Source organism: Neolewinella xylanilytica (assembly GCF_002934605.1).
GTDB classification, from domain to species: Bacteria; Bacteroidota; Bacteroidia; order Chitinophagales; family Saprospiraceae; genus Neolewinella; species Neolewinella xylanilytica.
Genome location: NZ_PTJC01000006.1, coordinates 1,452,434 through 1,471,382, shown reverse-complemented (window position 1 = coordinate 1,471,382; position 18,949 = coordinate 1,452,434). Strand labels below are relative to the sequence as shown.

Sequence of the window (18,949 nt, the reverse complement as noted above, 5' to 3'; positions counted from 1 at the left end):
GACTAACGAACTAACAGACTACCCGACTAAAAGACTACCCCCTATCCTTAGGAACCTCCCCCGCCGCCACCTCCTGCCGCCGGAAGTACTCCAGCACCCGCTTCGCCGTACTCAGGTTGGTGACCTCCGCGATCTCGCTCGCCAGGGCGTTCTTGACTTTTTTCGTGCTACCGAAGTGGCTGATCAGTTTCTGCACCGTCTTCTCCCCCACCCCGGGGATGTTCGTCAACTCGGTTTGGATCATGCCCTTGCTGCGCTTGTTACGGTGGTGGCGTAAGCTGAAGCGGTGCGCCTCGTCGCGGGCCTGCTGGATGATGCGGAGGGATTCCGACTTTTTGTTGATGTGCAGGGGCACCGGGTCGTCCGGGAAGTAGATTTCCTCCAGTCGCTTGGCGATGCCGACCACCGTCATTTTTCCGCGCAGTCCGAGCAGGTCGATACTCTCCATGGCGTGGCTGAGCTGTCCTTTACCCCCGTCGATGATGACCAGTTGGGGCAAGGGTTCCCCCTCATCCATGAGACGCCGGTAGCGGCGGTGCACGACTTCCTTCATGCTAGCGAAGTCGTCCGGGCCCACTACCGTTTTGATATTGTAATGGCGATAGTCCTTCTTGCTCGGCTTGGCGTTCTTGAAGACCACACAGGCACTCGCCGGATTACTTCCCTGAATATTCGAGTTGTCGAAACATTCAATGTGCATCGGCAGCTCGTCCATCTGCAGGTCGCCCTGCATTTGTCGCAGGATACGCTCGGCGGGCGTTTGGCGGTTGGCGTGGCTGATTCGCTGCTTTTTACGCTGTAACAGCATGTACTTGGCGTTCTTCTCGCTGAGTTCGAGGAGCTTCTTTTTGTCGCCGATCTTGGGTACGGTAATGGAAGCCTCCACCCCACTCAGGTCTATCTCGTCGGCAAGGATCACCTCCGGGGCGATGCTGTTGAAACGCTCGCGAAGTTCGGGGATGGCATAACTGAGCAGGCTCTCCGCGTCGTCGTCCAGGTTCATCTCGATCTCCTGGGTATGGGTGTGAATGACGGCCCCGTTGACGATCTTGATGTAGTTCAGGTAGGCCTCCTTTTCGTCTATGGCCAGTCCGAAAACGTCGAGGTCGCGGATGCTCGTACTCACGATGGTCGACTTGCTCTGGTACTTCTCGAAGGCTTTCAGCTTTTCGGCGATCAGCTGGGCGCGTTCGAATTCCAGATCCTCGGCCAGTCGTTCCATTTCCCCCTGGAAGTGCCGTTTCACCTCGGCGAAGTTGCCCTTCAGGATGTTCTTGACCTGCTCGATCTTCTCGTTGTACGATGCCTCGCTTTCCTCCCCTACACAGGGGCCTTCGCAGTTCTTGATGTGATACTCCAGACACACCTTGAACTTCCCCTCGGCGATGTTCTCGGGGCTGAGGTTCAGGTTGCAGGTCCGAAGGGGAAACAGGGTTTTGACCAGGTCCAGAATGATCTTTAGCCGCCCCTTGCTGGTGTACGGACCGAAGTAGTAACTCCCGTCGCGACGTACCTCCCGGGTAATGAAAACGCGCGGGAAACGCTCGTTCTTGATGCAGATGTAGCTGTAGTTCTTGTCGTCCTTGAGGTTGACGTTGTAGCGCGGCTGATGCGTCTTGATGAGCGCGTTCTCCAGTAACAATGCATCCGCTTCCGTCTCCACGATCGTGAATTCCAGGCGGGAGGCGTTCTTGACCATCACCCGGGTCCGGTTGAGGCGGTCCTTGCGATCACCGAAATAACTGGCCACCCGATTGCGCAGGGTTTTGGCCTTGCCCACGTAGAGGATACGGTCTTCGGCGTCGATGAAGCGGTACACGCCGGGCTGGCGAGGCACGGTATCGGCTATACGTTTAAAATCTTCCGTCGTCATTTCCGTAATAACGGAAGGGTTAGCAAAACGTTTTTGCGCCGGGGCGCGGGTGCGACATTTCTCCTGTGCGACGGCGTTCGTGCCCTTCCATCGACATTTTCTGCCTCACCGTGGATTAACCGATTTTTTTCCGGTGTCAGAAGTTCCGCTTTCTGACGGAATGGGATAAGGAGGCGCTTTCCCGGAACTGGAACTCCGGGGTCCTGCGGTGGACTCCCCGGAGCTGAAGCTCCAGAACCTTTATCGAACCCGCGTAGTAAGTTTGCCCAAGTAAAGGTTGATTCCATGAATAGTAAGTGCGTTAGCGTTATCCTAATCGGTTCCCTGACTTTCCTGGTGGCTTGCGGCGCGGAGGACAGCCGGGCCACCGATAGCCCCGAACCGGCCGTGGCCACTGCGGTGGATACGTTGCCGGCCGTCGCCGAAGCGCCCCCCCTAAGCAAGGGCGAAGCCCTGACGGCCTGGGTGGATGGGCTCTTCATCCGCATCCGACCCGAACGGGGGGCCACGGTTGTCACCCAGGTAGCCGCGGGAACCCCCCTCACCTTTACCGGAGGGGTATCGGAGGATACGGAGGTGCTAATGATGCGCGGCATCGTCTTCGAGGAACCGTGGTTACAGGTGCGCACGACGGAAGGAGCGGAAGGTTGGGTCTACGGCGGCGCCGTTCAGCGGACGAACGACGATCGCGGCATGGCCTACCTGAGCGCGGAACGATTCGAATTTCCCCACTTCGGCACCTTCGATCTGCGAGACTGGGAAAAGCTACCGGTAAAGGAAACCAGCGGTGGGAGCGCCACCCGTACCCGTAGGGAGTACCGCAAGGACGACCGGACGCTGGCCATACAGCGCACCGAGGTAGGAGACTATGGTCTCGAAACAAATTACATCCTGACCGACGCGGATGGAAACGACCTGAAGATTCGCACCCTGGAATTTGCCGTCGACCCCAGGTACCGGTTGACGGAAACCGTCACCGACTATACCGTAAGTCCGCCGGTACGCTACCGCAGAGTGCAGGATATGCCCCGCCATTACACTCAGCTGGACGCCGTACCGGAACTGGCGACCGGAGCGTGGGAAACTACTACCCTCGCCCAGTAACAGAATCGGGCACCGCCTATTCTTCCCGAAGGATCAGGTAGAAATACCGGATGATCAGCAGTACCACCAGCACGATCGCCGCAAAGACGAGCCAGGCGGTAGGGGTGTAGCCACCTAAAATTTGGGGGAAAGCTAGATAGGGCATAAGGGGTGAGGTAAAATACGAGAACCCCATAGCCCACCGGTGGGTTGCATCTCCCCCCCCAGGAAAGAGGCGTGTTAAACTGCTTAAAATTGGTAGCCGTTTACAATCTTTTGTTTCTGGCCAGTGTCTATATCAGACATCACAATGGTGACTTATGAAGGCCATTCTTTTAATTCTTTTGCTGGGCGCCTATGTTTCCGCTAGCGCACAGCAGTGGGTAAGCGATTATGACGCCGCCCTGCAAACCGCCGCGGAAGAAGACAAAGCGGTTGTCCTCGTCTTTTCCGGTTCCGATTGGTGCGCGCCCTGCATCAAGCTCGACCGGGACATCTGGCAGGACGCATCCTTCCAGGAACGCGCCGCCAAAGCATTCGTCTTTTACCGCGCTGACTTCCCGCGCAAGAAAGAGAATCAGCTCAGTGAGGCGCTCGCCGAGAAGAACGCTCAGCTCGCCGAACGCTACAACCAGCGTGGAGCCTTTCCCCTGGTGGTCGTGCTCAACCCGGAAGGGGAAGTGCTCGGGCAAACCGGCTACAAAAAGCTTAGCCCGACCGAGTATTTGGAAATCCTGGAAAGCTTCGTCCCGTGACATTCCGCTTGCTGCTGATCTTCGCCTGGATCGCGTCGACCGGCCTGGCCGCCCAGCCGGACAGCAGCTACCACCGTGCCCTTAAATTGATGGGCTGCCGGTTCGACCTGACCGTGATCGCCGCAGACGCCAAAGCCGGGGCGCGCTACCTGGATCTGGCCGTCGGAGAAATCTCGCGGATCGAGCGCCTTATATCCAGCTGGGATTCGGCGTCACAGACGTCGGAGGTGAATCGCATGGCCGGCATCCGCGCCGTAGTCGTAGATCCGGAGTTGTACGGCCTCATCAGCCGGGCCATCGGCATCAGCCAGCTCACTGACGGGGCGTTCGACATCAGTTACGCCTCCATGGATAAGGTCTGGCACTTCGACGGCACGATGACCGCGATGCCGGACCCCGCCGTGATTGCCGCCTCGGTCGACCGGGTCGGCTACCGGCGGATCGTCCTGAACGAGGAGGAACACAGTGTTTATCTGCCCGTCGCCGGCATGAAGATCGGCTTTGGTGCGATCGGGAAGGGATACGCTGCGGACCGCGCCCGGGCGCTACTCGAGCAATCGGGCGTGAAAGCGGGTATTGTAAATGCCTCCGGCGATCTTACGGCCTGGGGAAAGCAGCCCGGCGGGAAAGACTGGCTCGTGGCGATCACCAACCCCCTCAACAGAGCCAAGGCCTTTGCCTGGCTTCCCGTAGATAATCGGGCGGTGGTAACCTCCGGCGACTACGAAAAATACGTAACTTTCGATGGAACGCGTTACGCCCACATCATCGATCCCCGAACGGGCTACCCGGCCACCGGTATCGTGAGCGCCACCGTTTTCGCACCCAAAGCCGAATTAGCCGATGCCCTGGCAACCAGTATCTTCGTGATGGGTACCGAGATCGGCCTGGACTTTATCAACCAATTACCCGGGGTGGACGTCATCATCATCGATGGGGCGGGCCAACTACATACTTCGGCGGGCATCGACCTGCAAAATGTAAGCCAGCATGATTAAACTAGCAGTCAGCCTTATCTGTGCGGCCTTCCTGTCCTCTTGCGTAGCGGTAAAGGGCTATGAGATGGTCCAGTTGAACGATCCCGACATGGCCCTTTCTCCCACTGGCATCGAAGTCCAGCAGGGTAACTTTCAATCCTACCGCGAAGCCGCTTCGGGCGCCAACGGCGGAAAAACCGGAGGTGGCTGTGGGTGCAATTGATTTAGCTGGTATCGGAATTTCAACCCGGAGTATTCTTCTCCTTACCGGAATGCTTTGCTCCTGCGCCGCGTTCGCCCAGGAGGTCACCCCGCCCACTGCAGAGACCTATAAAAAGCGGGTCCTGGAAGCAGCTGAATTGCAGGTGCTAACGAGTTATTACCAGCAGGACGGCGACAACGCCGCCGTGACCGGTGGCCGCGGAACCGAGAAACTCACCGACGTTCATCCCACGGTCATCCTCGCGCTTCCCCTGAATGCGGACGATGTGCTCACCGCGAGTTTCGGGGTTTCGGCCTACACCTCCGCCTCCTCCAGTAACGTGGACCCCTTCGACGGCGGCGGTGGAGAACCTTCCCCCTTTCAGGCCTCTTCGGGTGCTTCCGGCAGCGACGTATGGATCAACGGGACGGTCACCTACGCCCACAGCTCGGACGACCGGAACAACATCGTTTCCGGCACGCTGTCCTTTTCCAATGAATACGACTATCGATCCTTCGGTTTCGGCGGCAGCTTTACCCGACTGATGAACGAGCAAAATACCGAACTGACGGTACACGGGAGCGCCTACCTCGACAACTGGAAAATTATCTACCCGATCGAGTTGCGCGGCCGGGACGACCTGCTCGACGAAAGCGGTCGCAACAGCTACAACCTCGGCCTCAACCTGAGTCAATTGTTGAGTCGGAAAGCGCAGGGCATGTTGTCCGTCGACCTGGTGCGCCAGGAAGGGCTGCTATCCACCCCCTTTCAACGGGTCTACTTCGCCGATATCGCCGAGACGGTCGTGGGCGGTAACGATTTTTACCTCGCCCAGGACATCGAACGCCTCCCCGATATCCGGAACAAGCTCGCCCTTGGCGGCAGGCTCCATTACTACCTGAGCCAGCGCCTGGTGCTGCGCAGTTTCTACCGGTTTTACACGGATGACTGGGCGGTCAACTCCCATACGGTGAACCTGGAGCTACCCGTCAACATCGGCAGCTACTTCAGCATCACCCCGGGCTATCGGTACTACACCCAGCGCGCCGCGGAGTACTTTGCCGGATTTGACGAGCACCTCTCGAGTGAAACGTTTTACACTTCCGACTATGACCTGTCGACCTTCCAGGCCAATCAATTCAGCCTGGGAATCGGGTACCTCGATATTTTGGCCGACCGCGGTTTGCTGGGCTGGGGATTGAAAAGCGTCGACCTCAATTACAGTAGGTACCGGCGGGATAACGGATTTCACGCGAACCAGGTAGCCCTCGGACTACGGATGGTACGTCAATAGGGCCGGTCGGATGGCCGCCTCGCGATTTCAGGCTATCTTGGAGTCTCCTACCAGGAGACGGCTTGTACCGCAACGTTACGGATCGGAAAGCCGATGCCGGCCGATGTGTCAGTCGTAGCATGTAGGGAGGTGGTGCAACCGCTGAAATTTTCTGCGTGGCACTGGCCTTTACGCGGGGGCGTACTTTCTCCAATTGACCCAACCTGACGTAATATCGCCGCTCCCATGACCATACACTTCGAGCATTTCGCACTCAACGTCACCGATCCGGTGGAACTGGCAACCTGGTACGTGGATTATGTAGGGTGCGCGGTACTGACCCAGGCCGGTCCGCCTAAGCACACGACCTTCCTGGCCGATGCCTCGGGCCGGACGTTCCTCGAAGTGTACCACAACGCCGCGGCACCGATCAATGATTTTCGGGCCCGCGAACCCCTCACCTTTCACTTTGCCTTCCAAACCGACGACGCGGCCGGATTACGCGATCGCCTGTTGGCCGCTGGCGCTACTCCCGTAGAAGAGCAGGAGCCCGAATCCGGTACCCACCTGGTCATGCTGCGCGACCCCTGGGGGATTCCGCTGCAGCTTTGCCAGCGCCGGGATCCCTACCCTACCGCCGGGCGCTAAGGCTGTCGGCCAGATCGGTGTGCCCCTGGTTGCGGGCGTGGTCCGCGGCGGTCAGCCCGTCCGCGTCCCGGTGCGCTACGTCGGCGCCAGCCTCGATGAGGAGCTCCGCCATTGCGGGCTTGTTGAAGGTGGCGGCAAAGATCAGGGCGGTGCCACCGTTGCCATTCGTGCTATTCGGATCGGCGCCTTGCGCCAGGAGGTATTCCGCCATCGTGCGATAGTCCTTGAAGGTGACCCCCATCAGCGGCGTATTTCCGGCCGCGTCCCGGGCGTTCACGTCGGCACCGGCCGCTACCAGGGCCTTCACCACTTCTTCCTGCTCCAGGTAGGTAGCCAACACTAAGGGCGTCGAGCCCCGGCTATCGCGGGCAGAAAGGAGGGAAGCATCCTGGGCTACTAAGGTGCGCACCGCCGCGGCGTTGCCGGCGCGTAAGGCCTGGAATAATTGATCGGTAGGAGTCATAAGCGTGAAAGTTATTGCTAAGTAGGCGGACAGGGAACACGGGCGAACGGAGCGCAGGAGCCATCCGATCGGGAAACAGGCAAAATGTGCGGAGGTTCTGATTTACTAAATTGATTAGATTTACAACCGATTTACTTAGGCTATTAATAGTCCGGGATTTTCAAGCGCTACCGATGACCCTCCAGCAGCTCCGTTACCTCCTCGCCCTCGACGAACACCGCCACTTCGGAAAGGCCGCACGCTCCTGCTTCGTAGCCCAGCCCACCCTGACCCTGCAGGTGAAAAAGCTGGAGGACGAACTCGGCGTGATCATTTTCGACCGGAGCGCCAATCCGGTCCAGCCCACCCGCATCGGTTACCGGATCGTTGCTCAGGCCCGCCTGGTGCTGGAAGAGGTGGCCAATCTGGAAACGGTGGTGGCCAGCCATAGCGACGGCATGGAGGGTGTTTTTTCGGTGGGCGTGATCCCTACCCTATCTCCTTATCTCCTGCCGCGCTTCATCAAGGGGTTTTCGGCCCGGTTCCCGGATACCCGGCTGCGGTTCCGTGAAATGCGATCGGAGGAGATTATCGAGGAACTGCGCAAAGGCAGTCTGGACATCGGCTTACTCGTCACTCCCCTCCAGGAACGTCAGCTGCGGGAGATCCCCCTTTTTTACGAGCCCTTCCTGATCTACGCTTCCGCCGGGGAAAAAATCCTCGAGCGTTCTCCCCTCCTACCCGACCACGTCAATCGCAAGGACCTCTGGATTCTGCAGGACGGGCACTGCTTCCGCAATCAGGTCCTCAACCTCTGCGAAAAAAGCGCGATCCCCCCGGCCGGCAATTTTCACTTCGAAGCCGGCACGGTGGAAACGCTTAAGAACCTGGTACGGAGCAACATGGGCTATACCATTATCCCGGAGCTTTCCGTGAATCCCGCGACTGACGCCGACTTCACCCGCCGGTTCGCCGACCCCCAACCCAGTCGGGAAGTCAGCCTGGTCGTCAATCGCAATATGAGTCGGGAGACCCTCCTCACCGAATTGCGAAAAGCCATACTTTCAGTGGTACCCGCCGAATTCACGAAGAACGAACGGTACCGAACCATCGAATGGCGAAATTAAAGTTGGTGGTAATTTTTATTTAACGCGCAATTTTTGACCCATGCTCGCGATAAGTAGGTATAGACTTACGCTCATGATCAATCAAACCTTACTCGCGCCCACCACCCGGGCCACCGTTTCGCCCGGAAGCCGCTTTGTCCTGCGCGGCGTCCATTTGCTGCGGGCCTACGCCCACGCCGACCGGGGAAACGTACGTCGCCTGGCCCAGGAATATCTCCAGGCGGCCGAATTGAACCGCAATAACCGGGATTACGGCAACGCCATTCACCAGGCCAACACCGTGCTGGGACTTCTGGAACTCGAGGCCGGTAATGTGGAGCGGGCTGAATCCTACCTGGTTGCCTCGGCACAGACGCCCGGATCGCCGCAATTGGCCGGCATGGGCCCCAACATGATGTTGGCGAAGCGCCTGCTTGAACACGGTCGCGTGACCGCCGTACTGAATTACCTTACGTTCTGCGGCAAGTTGTGGAAGCTGAGCTTCGGACGCCTGTGGAAATGGAAGCTGGAGATTCGCCGGGGTCGCATGCCGGATTTTGGAGCCAATCTAACCTACTTACTGGACCCGCACTCCTTCGGTTGAGTTCGATCGTCCCTCCCTCAAACGGGCCAATAGTCGGCTTTCCGTAATATGGCGGAATTTTGATTTACCGTTACAATCCCCGAGGATATTTTTCGGTTATACCTAGGTACGATCCTGCAACGTAAGCCTGTACCCATGGAAACCGAATTCATCCAGCTTGGACGCCGTCTGTTACGGGCCTACGCCCAACGCGACTACTACGCCGTCAATGCGATGGCTCAGGTGTATCTCGCCGAGGCCGAAAACAACCGCCATAGCTCGAATTATGGAAATGCGATTCACCAAGCCAACACCCTGCTTGGGCTGGTAGAACTCCAAAACGGAGACATTGACCGCGCAACCGGTTATTTATTGTCTTCCGCCCGTACGCCCGGTTCGCCGCAAATCCATGCTTTCGGCCCGAATATGCTCCTTGCCGACCGCCTCCTCGCCCTCGGGCAACGGCGGGCGGTGATCCGCTACCTCAAGGCATGCCGTCGGTTGTGGCGGCTAAGTTTCGGTACGCTACTCCGCTGGCGGTGGCAAATTTTACGTGGGTACACGCCTAACTTCGGTGCTAACTTATCCTACCTGACGGATTACAAAAGTTTCTAAGTCGTATCCGGCCTACCGCCATCGCTCTTCCGACAGCAATACACCACGTATTTATCGTTTTCCTCCGCCGATTCTACCTGCGCGTACCATTTCCGGAGGTGCGTGGCGTAATGAAGGTGCCGATTGGCTACGACGACCAGGATGCCGTCGGACCGTAATTTTTCCCGCGCCTCGCGGAAAAGCGCCAGGCTAACGTCAATGTTGTTCTCGTGTCCGAAATGGAACGGCGGATTGGTTACCACCAGATCCTGGCTACCGTCGGGCAGGTCCTTTAGCGTGTGCGCATAGAATACGGTCGATCGGTCGGACGGCAGGTTCGTCCGGGCGCTGGCCACCGACAAGATCGAATCGTCCGTAGCCACTAACCGACTATCCGGGTACCGTTGTAGAAGCTGGTCGCCGATGATTCCGTTGCCACAGGCAAGATCGGTGATAGTGGCCGGTTCCGGGATATCGGGCCAGTGTTGCAGTAAAAAGTCCGTAGCGTAATCGATGTGTCCGGCGGAAAATACACCGGGGAGTTGTCGGTACCGTTTACCGGCATACTCGACGGCGTTCATGGGCACCTGCGCTCCGGCGCCCACCTTGAAATCTTCCAATAGGAGCAGCCGGGCTTTCTTCTCCGCCCGGCTCTGTTTGACCACTCCGGCGTAGCGGCCGGCAACTTCCAGCATCCGGGGCGTGAAATGGCGCGTCATGAAGCCCCCAGCAACGCGGGTGGTCGGCGTGGCGGCGGCGGCGATCCGCGTCAGGTACAATTCGAACAGATCCAGGCTTTTCGGAACCCGAAGTACCGCTGCTTCGATCGGCTCGGTGAACTCCTCTAACAGGTTGGCAAGGGGTAGGGATCGGTTTCCGGCATTCAGCCGCAGCGCCGTTTCCTGGCTGTGATAGGTGCTTACGAAGTGAACGCTCCCCGGGAGGCTGAGGGCAACCGCGCCGAAGCGATCGTGAAAGACGGCCATCGTTTCCGGGCGGTCGGGTAACGCAGCGGCCCAGTCGATCAGGAGCCGGTCGGCGGCATTGAATACGGTCAGGCTCCGGTCGGTGGTGGGCGGATAGCGCTGTATCATAAATTGCGGTTCGGAATTACTGCGAGCTCTTGGCGGAGCGAGAGCCATCATCGTAGGAATCCACGACGGTCCGCCAGGCACTGGTGGTGGTAATTGCGATCACCGCCTGGTTGATGGGCTCGTAGAGCGGACTATTTTCCCGGACGGCAAACGCGTAGGCTTCCGGCCGGGCGTCGGTCTCCTGCACATACGCCCGTAGATTGGGGTTGACCCGTGACTGGTGGTGCAGGGCGGTGGCATCGTGGACGAGCACCTCGATCTCGTCGCGGTCCAGAGCCAGCAATCCTTCCTGAACATCCTGAAAAGGAGTGAACGTTTGCTTTCGGGATTGGAGGAATTCCGCCGCGGGGGAGTCCTTGACCACTCCGACGGACTTCTGCTTCAACTCCCGCGGAAATTCGATCACGTTGGAGGCGTTCGTGGCACTGATGATGGCGGCCGTGAGGCTCGAGGTAACTGCCAGAGCTACCAACATCCACAGCATGGCCACCGCCCGGCCGGGGAGGCTGGTGGGTGCCTTATCGCCGTACCCAATGGTGGTCATGGTGACGCCAGCCCACCAGAAGCCGGACCCGATACCCTGCCACAACGAGCGTTCCCCACCGAACTGGTCGTCGTTACTCCGACGCTCCAGGAAATACACCAGGGAGCCGACGATAAGGAGTAGAGCCGACAGGCCGATGACGATGTAGAGAAATTGTAGGGTGAACAGGCCGGTGACGACCGACCACAGGCTGTTCGTGGGCGGCAGCGCCAGGGCAAGGGCCGACCGGTGGAACGCTTGGGTGAAATCGACTTGCGCCTCGGCCCGCGCGCTGATGGGCATCGCCAGAACGAGGTCTACCTCCTCCCGTTCCAGGGCGGCTAGTAGACTGTCGTCCTTTGAATACGGCATCATTTGGTAAATCATCCTTGCTTCGCCGGCAACATGACGCCACAGCTCCACCGCCATTCCGTTCCAGTGGCCGCCGTCGTCCTGGAAGGTGTAAGGTGGAAAATGGGCTACTCCGATCCGCAGGGTATCCTGCGCGGAAAGCGTGGAGGTAAAAAGCATGAAAAGGAACAGCAATCGTATCATCAATGGGAGTTGCGCTACATCACCTAATACCGAACCACCGGGGATGTTGACTTCCGCCTATAGCCGATTTTCTACCGATGCCCGTCTGCCCCGGCTTACGGGCACCTGCTTTTCCCGAAGGTAAACGAAGTCGCGGTCGTAACGGGTGATCTTTTGGGGATTAACCGCGTAGCTCCGGTGGGTTTGGAGCAAATTTTCCTGGCCGAGCTGGCTGACGAGGTCACTTAGGGTATTCCGCAGTACCAAGTTACTGTTGTCGGACAAGTGCACCTTCACGTATACGTGGTCCGCTTCGACGTACTCGATGGTGTTCAGGGGCACCCGGTGGGTGGCCCGCCCATCCCGTAGGGTAACTACCTCACATACCGCCCTTTGGGAGAGGTGATTGAATATGGCCACTTCGATGGTTGCCAGCAGGCTCTTTAGTTGGATCGGCTTGCTCAGACATCCGCTCGGCATGGTTTGTTTGACCCGATCGAGATATCCGGCGTCGACCTGTGAGGTCAGGAATATGAAGGGAATACCGGGCTCCTGGGCACGGAGATAATGGGCAAAATCGATGCCGGTTTTGTTCCCGCTTACGCGAATATCCAGCAGCGCCAGATCCGGTTGCTGGTCGTGGAACAGGCTAACGGCCTCCGCGTAGGATATGGCCTGACCGACGACCACATGATGATTACGCTCGAGCTGCCGGGTGAGGGTTTCGGCGATGATAAATTCATCTTCCAGAATAAGAATTCGGTAACCGGTGGTCGAGAAATTGTCCATTTGCTGGTTTCAACACGGTGCTTAGCTAGGTCGAAGATGAATTGACCATTGACAATCCAACCGATTATGTTCTGAGCGGCACGGCTTTTGTTCTGGACTGTACTGCCGGGCTTACGCCGGGTTCCGCATTCTTTTGTCTGAAATAGATGACGGTGACGGCGCCGTCATCATTGTACGTTTGTATCCTACCGCTTAGCTGGCGGCTGAGCCCCTTAAGCAGGTACAAGCCAAGGCTTTCTTGGCTATTCAAATAGTCCCGCGCATAACCCGGGCCATTGTCGCGGTAGGTCAGCACGTATTCCTCGCCGACTAATTCCAGGGAAACGCGGACACGGAGTTGGATACCCGGCCTGCGGGCGTGCTTGTAGCTATTCATCTTCAACTCATTGAGCATGGTGCCGAGCGGGATGAGTGTGTCGGGATTAAAGTAACAATCCGGAAAATCCAGCTCTAACTGGCAATCTTCGTCATGACCGGCAATGCGGTGAAAATGATCGCAAATGCGGCGTACGTACCGGAGCAGGGAAATACGGTGAAGGTTACTCTCCTGGTAAAGAATATCGTGGATGGCCGCCATGCTGTGCACCCGCTCGATGAGGCCGTCCACCGCCACCCGGCGGGCGGGGTCCGCAAGGTTCTCCGCTTGCATATCGAGCAGACCGATGATAACCTGCAGGTTGTTTTTGATTCGGTGGTGCAGTTCCCCGCGCAGCAGCTGCTGTTCCTTCAGCGAGGCATTCAGTTGCTCGTTGCTGTGCCCGATTAGCAGGCTTTGCTCCGCCAGGAGTCGATTCGCTTTTCTGAGCCGGACGTAATAAAAGATGAGAATGAGCAGCGCAACCCCTCCGATGGACAGGAAGCGGTTGAGCCAGGATTCCCAGCGCTGCCGGTCCGCCAGCTGGGCCTGCTGCTTCTCGATGAGCTGAAGCTTTTCCTCGTCATGGTAGCGGGCTTCAATCTCGGCTATGCTTTCCGCATGGGCCTGCTGGATATTTTCTAATTCGGAAGCACGGCCGAGGGCTAAGTAATGAAAGGCCGAATCGTACTGACCGAGTCGCCGGAGGATACCGGATCGATCGTCGTAGACGCTCCCTAAATAGGAGGCCACCTCGCTGTATCGATCCCCTACCGAGTTAGCAAAGTGAAGCGCTGAATCGTTGCTCACCAACGCTTGATCGTAGGCCCCGGCCTTGACCCTTAAATCACTGAAGTGGAGTGCGATGATCAGGGAGAAAACCGGGTTATTGAACCCCTGATAAAGCGTACTAGCCTGCCGCAGGTGCTGCTCACTGACCATCGGGTTTGTGGTCCGGAAAAGCATGCTAAGCAAAAGGTTCGCGATCGCCCGTTCGTAAGTTTGATCCAGAGCTATGGCCTGCTCGAGGGCGCGTTGGCTGAACGCCAGGGCGGAATCTTTTTCCCCGAAAAGGCGATGGTAGGAGGCGTACCGTATGGATAGCCGGGCTTCGACCACGGCTAGCTGGCGCGCCTCGGTCACTTCGCGGGCCAACTCCAGGTAACGCAGGGTACGTTTGGCGTGACCCTGTTGCTCATGTATGAGGGCCATCAGCAAATAAGCACGGGCACGAATCTCCGGTTGGTCCGCGCGATGGCTTTCGCCGATAATGCGGAGCAATTCCGACGTTGCCGGGGAGTACCGCCGGCTACGTTCCCAGGCCCGGGCCCGTCGCAGCCTGACCCACAGACCGAAAGGCGTGTCCAATGCGTTGGCGCTAGCCAGCCTTTGGTACAAATCCGTGAGCAAATTGGACGCCCGGTCGGTTTGCCCGCTTTGGATGAAGTACTCCGCGCGATCCAGTTTGGACTGCAGGTCCTTGTCCAGGGTAAGCGCCGCGATGGGTTCGGTTCCCGCAAACGCAACGGACGCACCGACGATAAAACTCGTGAAGAGAAGCAATAATCTTACGAGATACACAAAATCGACTTGAGTGGAGTTCCAAAGATTATCGAACGGACAACCTTAAAATAACAGGGAATATTTTACCCATTCAGCAAGCTACAACAGCTAGACAGTAATTTATGATATTAAACCAAATCAGCCGTTTAGGCGTGCGCCAAAAAAAAAGTCACCCGAAATCTAAATTTCGGGTGAGCGAGTGTAGTCCGGCTGAACCGGCAGCTTATGTTTGTCTCAAAGTCTCAATTCAGTCAATCATCAAAAAAAGTGTTCTCATAGATAAAGCGACATTTCGTACCCCATATTTATTGGGTTACGCACATATGAATTTACGCTTCTGTCCCGGTTTTATGCTATGGTCGGTCTCCGGTGTGCTGAATAGACTCACCAATGTTCTGAACGGCAACGCTTTTTCGCGGGTACTCCCCGTCTCCGCTTTCCCGGAGAAAATCGGTACCCGGTGATGGATATGGCGCGTCTATACGCCGCGCTATCGGAGTTGAGCATCCCGGAATCGGAGATCGACAGCCTGGCCTCCCTCCCGGGCGAGGTCGACCGGAATTATTTTCTACGGACTGCCGCGGGAGCGGAATACCTCGTCAAAATCCGTCACCCGGACCACTTCGATCAGGCACCGGTACTGAGCCACCTGTCCGGTAAATCCCTACCCTTTTCCGTTCCGATCGTAGTGGGGTCGATCGAGGTTCCATGGTTGGGGGTCGACTACTGGCTGCACCTCTATCGCTGGGTACCCGGCCGCCTGCTGTCCGAGCGCAATCCCATCACCGATACCATCCTTCGCGCCTGGGGCGAGCAAGTCGGGCGATTGCACCGGGCCTTGAGCGATCTGGATTACCCGGCGGTGCGACGGGTGTATAAATGGGACCCCCTTCGGGTGGAATCCTGTCATGACCGCCTCGTCCACCTGGATCCCGACCAACGGCGCCTGGCGGAATATTTTCTCTCCCGACTAAATCGACTCGACTGGGAGGCCCTACCCCGTTCGGTGTGCTACAACGACGCCCACGAGCACAACCTGATCGTCAACGACGGTGGTCGCGTAACGGGGATCATCGATTTCGGCGACACCGTCCATACGGTATCCGTCAGTGAGGTAGCCGTGGCTTGCGCCTACGCCGGCATGCAGCAACCCGACCCGCTGGGCGCCATGCGAAGGTTGGTGGAAGGGTACCACAGCGCCAGCCCCCTTTCCGAAGCCGAGGTGGAGGTGCTGTACGACCTGATCGCTGCCCGGCTATTGCTGACCGTGACCATCGCCGCGGAGAACCGGCCGCTACAGCCGGATAATCCTTACCTGTCCGTTTCCGAAGCCCCCGCCTGGGATCTGCTCAACCGCTGGCGAACCTTACCGCCGAGGCTGGCCCGGGCCACCTTCCGGCTAGCCGCGGGGTTTTCGGCTCATGCCACCCGGGATGCATACGACCGTTGGGTGACTACCGCAGCCTGTCATCCCGTCCTGGGTCGGCTCGGCAAGATCCTCCCTCTCGACCTCAGTGTAGGCAGCACTCAGCTCGGCGGGAACGCCAACTTTTGGGAACTGCCCCGCTTCGTCACCTTACTCCGCCGCCTGCTGGAAGACAGCGGGGCGGAAGTTGCCGTAGGCGGTTACGGGGAAGTGCGTCCGGTGTACACGACGGACGCCTTTCAGGGATTGGGCAACGCGGGCCCCCGCTGGCGGAGCGTGCACCTGGGCCTGGATTTCTGGACGGCGACGGCCAACGAAACGGTGTTCGCCCCACTCGACGGGGAGATATACGCCACCGGTATTGATCCCACCCCGGGCGGGTACGGTGGCACGGTACTGATCGCGCACACCCCGTTGCCCGGGCTGACTTTTTACACCCTTTACGGGCATTTGGCGTACGAATCGCTTCAACACTGGGGCGCCGGAGCGCGGGTGCAAGCCGGACAACCAATTGCCAAACTCGGCGGTACCGACGGCAATGGCGGATGGCCTCCTCACCTCCACTTTCAGGTACTCCTGGACCTACTGGATATGGGAGTGGATTATCCCGGCGTCGCATACCCCGAAGAGCGGGACGTGTGGTTAGGTCTGTGTCCCGATCCCCGCACCTTACAGCCGGGTAGCCTCCCCGCGGAAGCCTCCGTGATGTATCCGGTTCCGACGCTTCTGGACGCCAGGAAACGACGACTCGGATACGGTCTTAGTGTCAGCTATCGCCAGCCGTTGCAGATGCTGCGGGGGTACCGCCAGTACCTTTACGACGACACCGGCCGACGGTTCCTCGACACGGTTAACAATGTCGCCCACGTAGGGCACGAGCATCCAGCGGTAGTCGAGGCGGCCCGGCGGCAACTGGCGGTACTCAATACCAATACCCGCTACCTTCACCCGGCGGTGTTGGAATTTGCCGAAGCCTTGGTTGCTACCCTGCCCGAAGGCTTATCGGTGGTCCACGTCGTGAATTCCGGCAGCGAAGCTAACGACCTGGCCCTGCGCATGGCCGAAGCGGTCACGGGCAACCGCCAGGTAGCCGCCATGGAGATGGGCTATCACGGAAATACCAGCCGGAGCGTCGAGGTAAGCAGCTATAAGTTCGGCCGTCCTGGGGGAAAAGGGCGACCGAAGCATACCTTTATCTACGACCTTCCCGGGCCCGATTTTCGGGAGCTAACGGCATTACCCCCAGGAACCTGGTCGTTCATCGGCGAAACCATCCTAAGCTGTGCCGGACAGATCGTGCTGCCGCCGGGATTCCTGCCGCGGCTCTACCGCGCTATCCGGGCCACGGGGGGAATATGCATCGCCGATGAGGTACAAACGGGCGTTGGTCGCACCGGTGCTCATTGGTGGGCCTTCGAGAGCCAGGGCGTCCTACCCGATATCGTGACCATCGGCAAACCGATCGGCAACGGGCATCCGATCGGGGCGGTCGTCTGCACCCCCCGGGTAGCGGAAGCCTTCGCCAACGGCATGGAATACTTCAACACCTTTGGTGGGAACCCGGTAAGTGCAGCCGTGGGAATGAGCGTCCTTGATACGGTCAAACGGGAGGGACTCCGGGAGAACGCGGCCCAAACGGGAAACTACCTGGTGGGCATGCTCGATGAACTGCGGCATCGACACCCGGTTATCACCGACGTACGCGGCCAAGGCCTCTTCCTCGGGGTGGAGTTGCGCGACAGCCGAGGCCACCCGGATGGCCCAAGAGCTGCCTACCTGAAGCAGCGGATGCGGGAGCTCGGTTTTTTGATGAGTACCGACGGGCCGGACGACAATGTGCTGAAGATCAAACCCCCGATGTGCTTTACCCGGGACAACGCCGAACTGCTTTGTGCCTATCTCGACCGGGTATGCCGCGAAGACGCCATGCGACCGACTTCAGGTCCCCTGGCCGGTCAGTCGGGCTAGCTCCAGTCTTGCCGTTGCCGCGGCTGCTTGGTTTCCGGCCGCCTGGAAGGCGCGCTCGATGCGCTTCAAACCGTCCCCGATCGACGCCCTCCCCCACGGATCGTCGCTCAGGTAGCGTCGAAGCTCAGCGAAGGTGGTTTCGATCAGCTCCTGGGGCGACCACGCATTGATCCGAAGGGTGCGGCCATCGATCTCAATGGTATTAAAGCACCCCACCCCGGCCCACAATTCAAAGAGTTGTACCAGGTAATGAATGGCGGTGAGGGAGGTAGCCGGGTCGTTCAAAGCCGGACTAGCTGCCTTAATGGCCACCTCCACCAGGTGTTTGAAGCCTACCGCAGCTACGTCGATAGGTTCGTTTTCCGATACCGCATAGTAGGCTTCCAGGCTTCCGCCGGCCGAATGTCCGGATCGGAACCGAAAGAGGGGATCCCCGAAGTAGACAAATGCCCCTGGCCGGACCACGACTTCCGTAACTCCGCCCCGGCGAAGAAGACCGTCGAAGTCTACTGCATTCAGGTAGCCACAACGGTTGGCCAGCAAGACGTCGCCCTCCGTGGGGGGGGACGATTCCGACCAGGATAGCCGACCGGAGCGTTTCCCCTGTTCCCCGAGGCAGGATGCAGTGTGCCGATAGGATTTGTAGAGCAAGGCATTTACGTGAATGCTCCTGGATACCCGGTGAATGAAATAGATGAATAGGATCAGGCTCGACACGGCAAAGAAGCTGGCACTCGCCACCGCCAACGGGGGTGGTTGAACCGCTTCGGGGGGTGCGGCAACGCCGAGAAGCAGAATCGTACTGTGGGCAATCGTGCCCGCTCCCACGCCGAGTATCTCCTGGTGGTAGCGCTCCGCGAGTATCAGGGGCAGCAGCCGGGGCGAGTACGAACTGATCGACCGGTCCAACACGTTCATGATCATCGTATAGGCGAAGATCGTGAGGGTGAACACGCCCGTGATGACCGCCGCCAGACTGGTGCGAATCGTGTCCAGATCGCGTAAATCAAGTCGACGCAACGCATCCGGCAGCGTGTACCCGTCGGAGGCTACCGCTAACTGTACGCAGGAAATACCGACGAAGATCAAAAAGATCAGTGCCGGAAGGCTGGCAATAGACCGTAACAAGGAACGACCGTGAACGAAAAATGTACGCATGGA

Annotated in this window: 18 protein-coding genes; 10 read left to right on the top strand and 8 right to left on the bottom strand. The window is 58.6% G+C overall.

Annotation, left to right across the window (positions count from 1 at the left end):
- Positions 1-34 precede the first annotated feature (34 nt).
- Positions 35-1,873 (bottom strand): excinuclease ABC subunit UvrC, encoded by a 1,839-nt coding sequence (uvrC, locus tag CLV84_RS15415; RefSeq protein WP_104420659.1) that lies wholly within the window; start codon positions 1,871-1,873, stop codon positions 35-37.
- 285 nt (positions 1,874-2,158) lie between these two features.
- Here uvrC and CLV84_RS15410 point away from each other — a divergent pair, with 285 nt between their 5' ends.
- Positions 2,159-2,977: an SH3 domain-containing protein gene (locus tag CLV84_RS15410; RefSeq protein ID WP_104420658.1), complete on the top strand. Its 819-nt coding sequence runs from the start codon at positions 2,159-2,161 to the stop codon at positions 2,975-2,977.
- A 16-nt stretch (positions 2,978-2,993) separates the two neighbouring features.
- Here CLV84_RS15410 and CLV84_RS22180 read toward each other — a convergent pair whose 3' ends face one another.
- A complete protein-coding gene (locus CLV84_RS22180) occupies positions 2,994-3,122 on the bottom strand; it encodes a hypothetical protein (protein WP_262497212.1) in 129 nt (42 codons plus the stop codon).
- A 154-nt stretch (positions 3,123-3,276) separates the two neighbouring features.
- On the opposite strand from CLV84_RS22180, the gene CLV84_RS15405 reads away from it, so the two are divergent.
- From CLV84_RS15405 to CLV84_RS15385, 5 genes are all read left to right on the top strand, one after another.
- Entirely contained in the window at positions 3,277-3,711 is a 435-nt protein-coding gene (locus CLV84_RS15405; protein ID WP_104420657.1) for a thioredoxin family protein, read from the top strand.
- Complete coding sequence (locus CLV84_RS15400) at positions 3,708-4,709, top strand: FAD:protein FMN transferase (RefSeq protein ID WP_245911529.1); 1,002 nt, start codon at positions 3,708-3,710, stop codon at positions 4,707-4,709. Before CLV84_RS15405 ends, CLV84_RS15400 begins: the two co-directional genes overlap by 4 nt.
- Positions 4,702-4,911, top strand: a complete 210-nt coding sequence (locus CLV84_RS15395; RefSeq protein ID WP_104420656.1) for a DUF4266 domain-containing protein — start codon at positions 4,702-4,704, stop codon at positions 4,909-4,911. The genes CLV84_RS15400 and CLV84_RS15395 overlap by 8 nt, the downstream gene beginning before the upstream one ends.
- A gap of 49 nt (positions 4,912-4,960) precedes the next feature.
- Positions 4,961-6,184, top strand: coding sequence for a DUF3570 domain-containing protein (locus CLV84_RS15390; RefSeq protein WP_104420655.1), 1,224 nt, complete (start codon positions 4,961-4,963; stop codon positions 6,182-6,184).
- Between the two features lie 225 nt (positions 6,185-6,409).
- The gene (locus CLV84_RS15385) at positions 6,410-6,811 is read left to right on the top strand and encodes a VOC family protein (RefSeq protein WP_211295269.1); all 402 of its coding nucleotides are present in this window, start codon (positions 6,410-6,412) and stop codon (positions 6,809-6,811) included.
- On the opposite strand, the gene CLV84_RS15380 is transcribed toward CLV84_RS15385, so the two are convergent.
- A complete protein-coding gene (locus CLV84_RS15380) occupies positions 6,795-7,274 on the bottom strand; it encodes an ankyrin repeat domain-containing protein (RefSeq protein WP_104420654.1) in 480 nt (159 codons plus the stop codon). The genes CLV84_RS15385 and CLV84_RS15380 overlap by 17 nt on opposite strands.
- Before the next feature lie 173 nt (positions 7,275-7,447).
- Here CLV84_RS15380 and CLV84_RS15375 point away from each other — a divergent pair, with 173 nt between their 5' ends.
- The 3 genes from CLV84_RS15375 to CLV84_RS15365 all read left to right on the top strand — a co-directional run bounded on the left by CLV84_RS15375 (position 7,448) and on the right by CLV84_RS15365 (position 9,557).
- Positions 7,448-8,380: a LysR substrate-binding domain-containing protein gene (locus CLV84_RS15375; RefSeq protein ID WP_104420653.1), complete on the top strand. Its 933-nt coding sequence runs from the start codon at positions 7,448-7,450 to the stop codon at positions 8,378-8,380.
- A gap of 73 nt (positions 8,381-8,453) precedes the next feature.
- Positions 8,454-8,963, top strand: a complete 510-nt coding sequence (locus CLV84_RS15370; protein ID WP_104420652.1) for a hypothetical protein — start codon at positions 8,454-8,456, stop codon at positions 8,961-8,963.
- Between the two features lie 135 nt (positions 8,964-9,098).
- Positions 9,099-9,557 (top strand): hypothetical protein, encoded by a 459-nt coding sequence (locus CLV84_RS15365; protein ID WP_104420651.1) that lies wholly within the window; start codon positions 9,099-9,101, stop codon positions 9,555-9,557.
- Here the strand turns inward: CLV84_RS15365 and CLV84_RS15360 are convergent.
- The 4 genes from CLV84_RS15360 to CLV84_RS15345 form a co-directional block, all read right to left on the bottom strand.
- Positions 9,554-10,630, bottom strand: coding sequence for a class I SAM-dependent methyltransferase (locus CLV84_RS15360; protein ID WP_170067726.1), 1,077 nt, complete (start codon positions 10,628-10,630; stop codon positions 9,554-9,556). The two genes, CLV84_RS15365 and CLV84_RS15360, sit on opposite strands and share 4 nt — an antisense overlap.
- A gap of 16 nt (positions 10,631-10,646) precedes the next feature.
- Positions 10,647-11,708, bottom strand: a complete 1,062-nt coding sequence (locus tag CLV84_RS15355) for a transporter substrate-binding domain-containing protein (RefSeq protein WP_104420649.1) — start codon at positions 11,706-11,708, stop codon at positions 10,647-10,649.
- 57 nt (positions 11,709-11,765) lie between these two features.
- Entirely contained in the window at positions 11,766-12,476 is a 711-nt protein-coding gene (locus CLV84_RS15350) for a LytR/AlgR family response regulator transcription factor (RefSeq protein WP_104420648.1), read from the bottom strand.
- Between the two features lie 64 nt (positions 12,477-12,540).
- On the bottom strand, positions 12,541-14,412 hold the full coding sequence (locus tag CLV84_RS15345; protein WP_146088826.1) for a sensor histidine kinase: 1,872 nt from the start codon (positions 14,410-14,412) through the stop codon (positions 12,541-12,543).
- Positions 14,413-14,863: 451 nt separating this feature from the next.
- Between CLV84_RS15345 and CLV84_RS15340 the strand changes: the two genes are divergently transcribed.
- The gene (locus CLV84_RS15340; RefSeq protein ID WP_170067725.1) at positions 14,864-17,788 is read left to right on the top strand and encodes an aminotransferase class III-fold pyridoxal phosphate-dependent enzyme; all 2,925 of its coding nucleotides are present in this window, start codon (positions 14,864-14,866) and stop codon (positions 17,786-17,788) included.
- Here the strand turns inward: CLV84_RS15340 and CLV84_RS15335 are convergent.
- Positions 17,759-18,946, bottom strand: a complete 1,188-nt coding sequence (locus CLV84_RS15335) for a DUF2254 family protein (RefSeq protein WP_104420645.1) — start codon at positions 18,944-18,946, stop codon at positions 17,759-17,761. The genes CLV84_RS15340 and CLV84_RS15335 overlap by 30 nt on opposite strands.
- Positions 18,947-18,949 lie beyond the last annotated feature (3 nt).

Coding starts and splice junctions, on each gene's coding strand:
- CLV84_RS15375 (WP_104420653.1), top strand. CDS start 7,448: ATGACCCTCCAGCAGCTCCGTTACCTCCTCGCCCTCGACGAACACCGC.
- CLV84_RS15410 (WP_104420658.1), top strand. CDS start 2,159: ATGAATAGTAAGTGCGTTAGCGTTATCCTAATCGGTTCCCTGACTTTC.
- CLV84_RS15385 (WP_211295269.1), top strand. CDS start 6,410: ATGACCATACACTTCGAGCATTTCGCACTCAACGTCACCGATCCGGTG.
- CLV84_RS15355 (WP_104420649.1), bottom strand. CDS start 11,708: ATGATACGATTGCTGTTCCTTTTCATGCTTTTTACCTCCACGCTTTCC.
- CLV84_RS15405 (WP_104420657.1), top strand. CDS start 3,277: ATGAAGGCCATTCTTTTAATTCTTTTGCTGGGCGCCTATGTTTCCGCT.
- CLV84_RS15380 (WP_104420654.1), bottom strand. CDS start 7,274: ATGACTCCTACCGATCAATTATTCCAGGCCTTACGCGCCGGCAACGCC.
- CLV84_RS15395 (WP_104420656.1), top strand. CDS start 4,702: ATGATTAAACTAGCAGTCAGCCTTATCTGTGCGGCCTTCCTGTCCTCT.
- CLV84_RS15390 (WP_104420655.1), top strand. CDS start 4,961: ATGCTTTGCTCCTGCGCCGCGTTCGCCCAGGAGGTCACCCCGCCCACT.
- CLV84_RS15340 (WP_170067725.1), top strand. CDS start 14,864: ATGGCGCGTCTATACGCCGCGCTATCGGAGTTGAGCATCCCGGAATCG.
- CLV84_RS15360 (WP_170067726.1), bottom strand. CDS start 10,630: ATGATACAGCGCTATCCGCCCACCACCGACCGGAGCCTGACCGTATTC.
- CLV84_RS15335 (WP_104420645.1), bottom strand. CDS start 18,946: ATGCGTACATTTTTCGTTCACGGTCGTTCCTTGTTACGGTCTATTGCC.
- CLV84_RS15370 (WP_104420652.1), top strand. CDS start 8,454: ATGATCAATCAAACCTTACTCGCGCCCACCACCCGGGCCACCGTTTCG.
- CLV84_RS15365 (WP_104420651.1), top strand. CDS start 9,099: ATGGAAACCGAATTCATCCAGCTTGGACGCCGTCTGTTACGGGCCTAC.
- CLV84_RS15350 (WP_104420648.1), bottom strand. CDS start 12,476: ATGGACAATTTCTCGACCACCGGTTACCGAATTCTTATTCTGGAAGAT.
- CLV84_RS22180 (WP_262497212.1), bottom strand. CDS start 3,122: ATGCCCTATCTAGCTTTCCCCCAAATTTTAGGTGGCTACACCCCTACC.
- uvrC (WP_104420659.1), bottom strand. CDS start 1,873: ATGACGACGGAAGATTTTAAACGTATAGCCGATACCGTGCCTCGCCAG.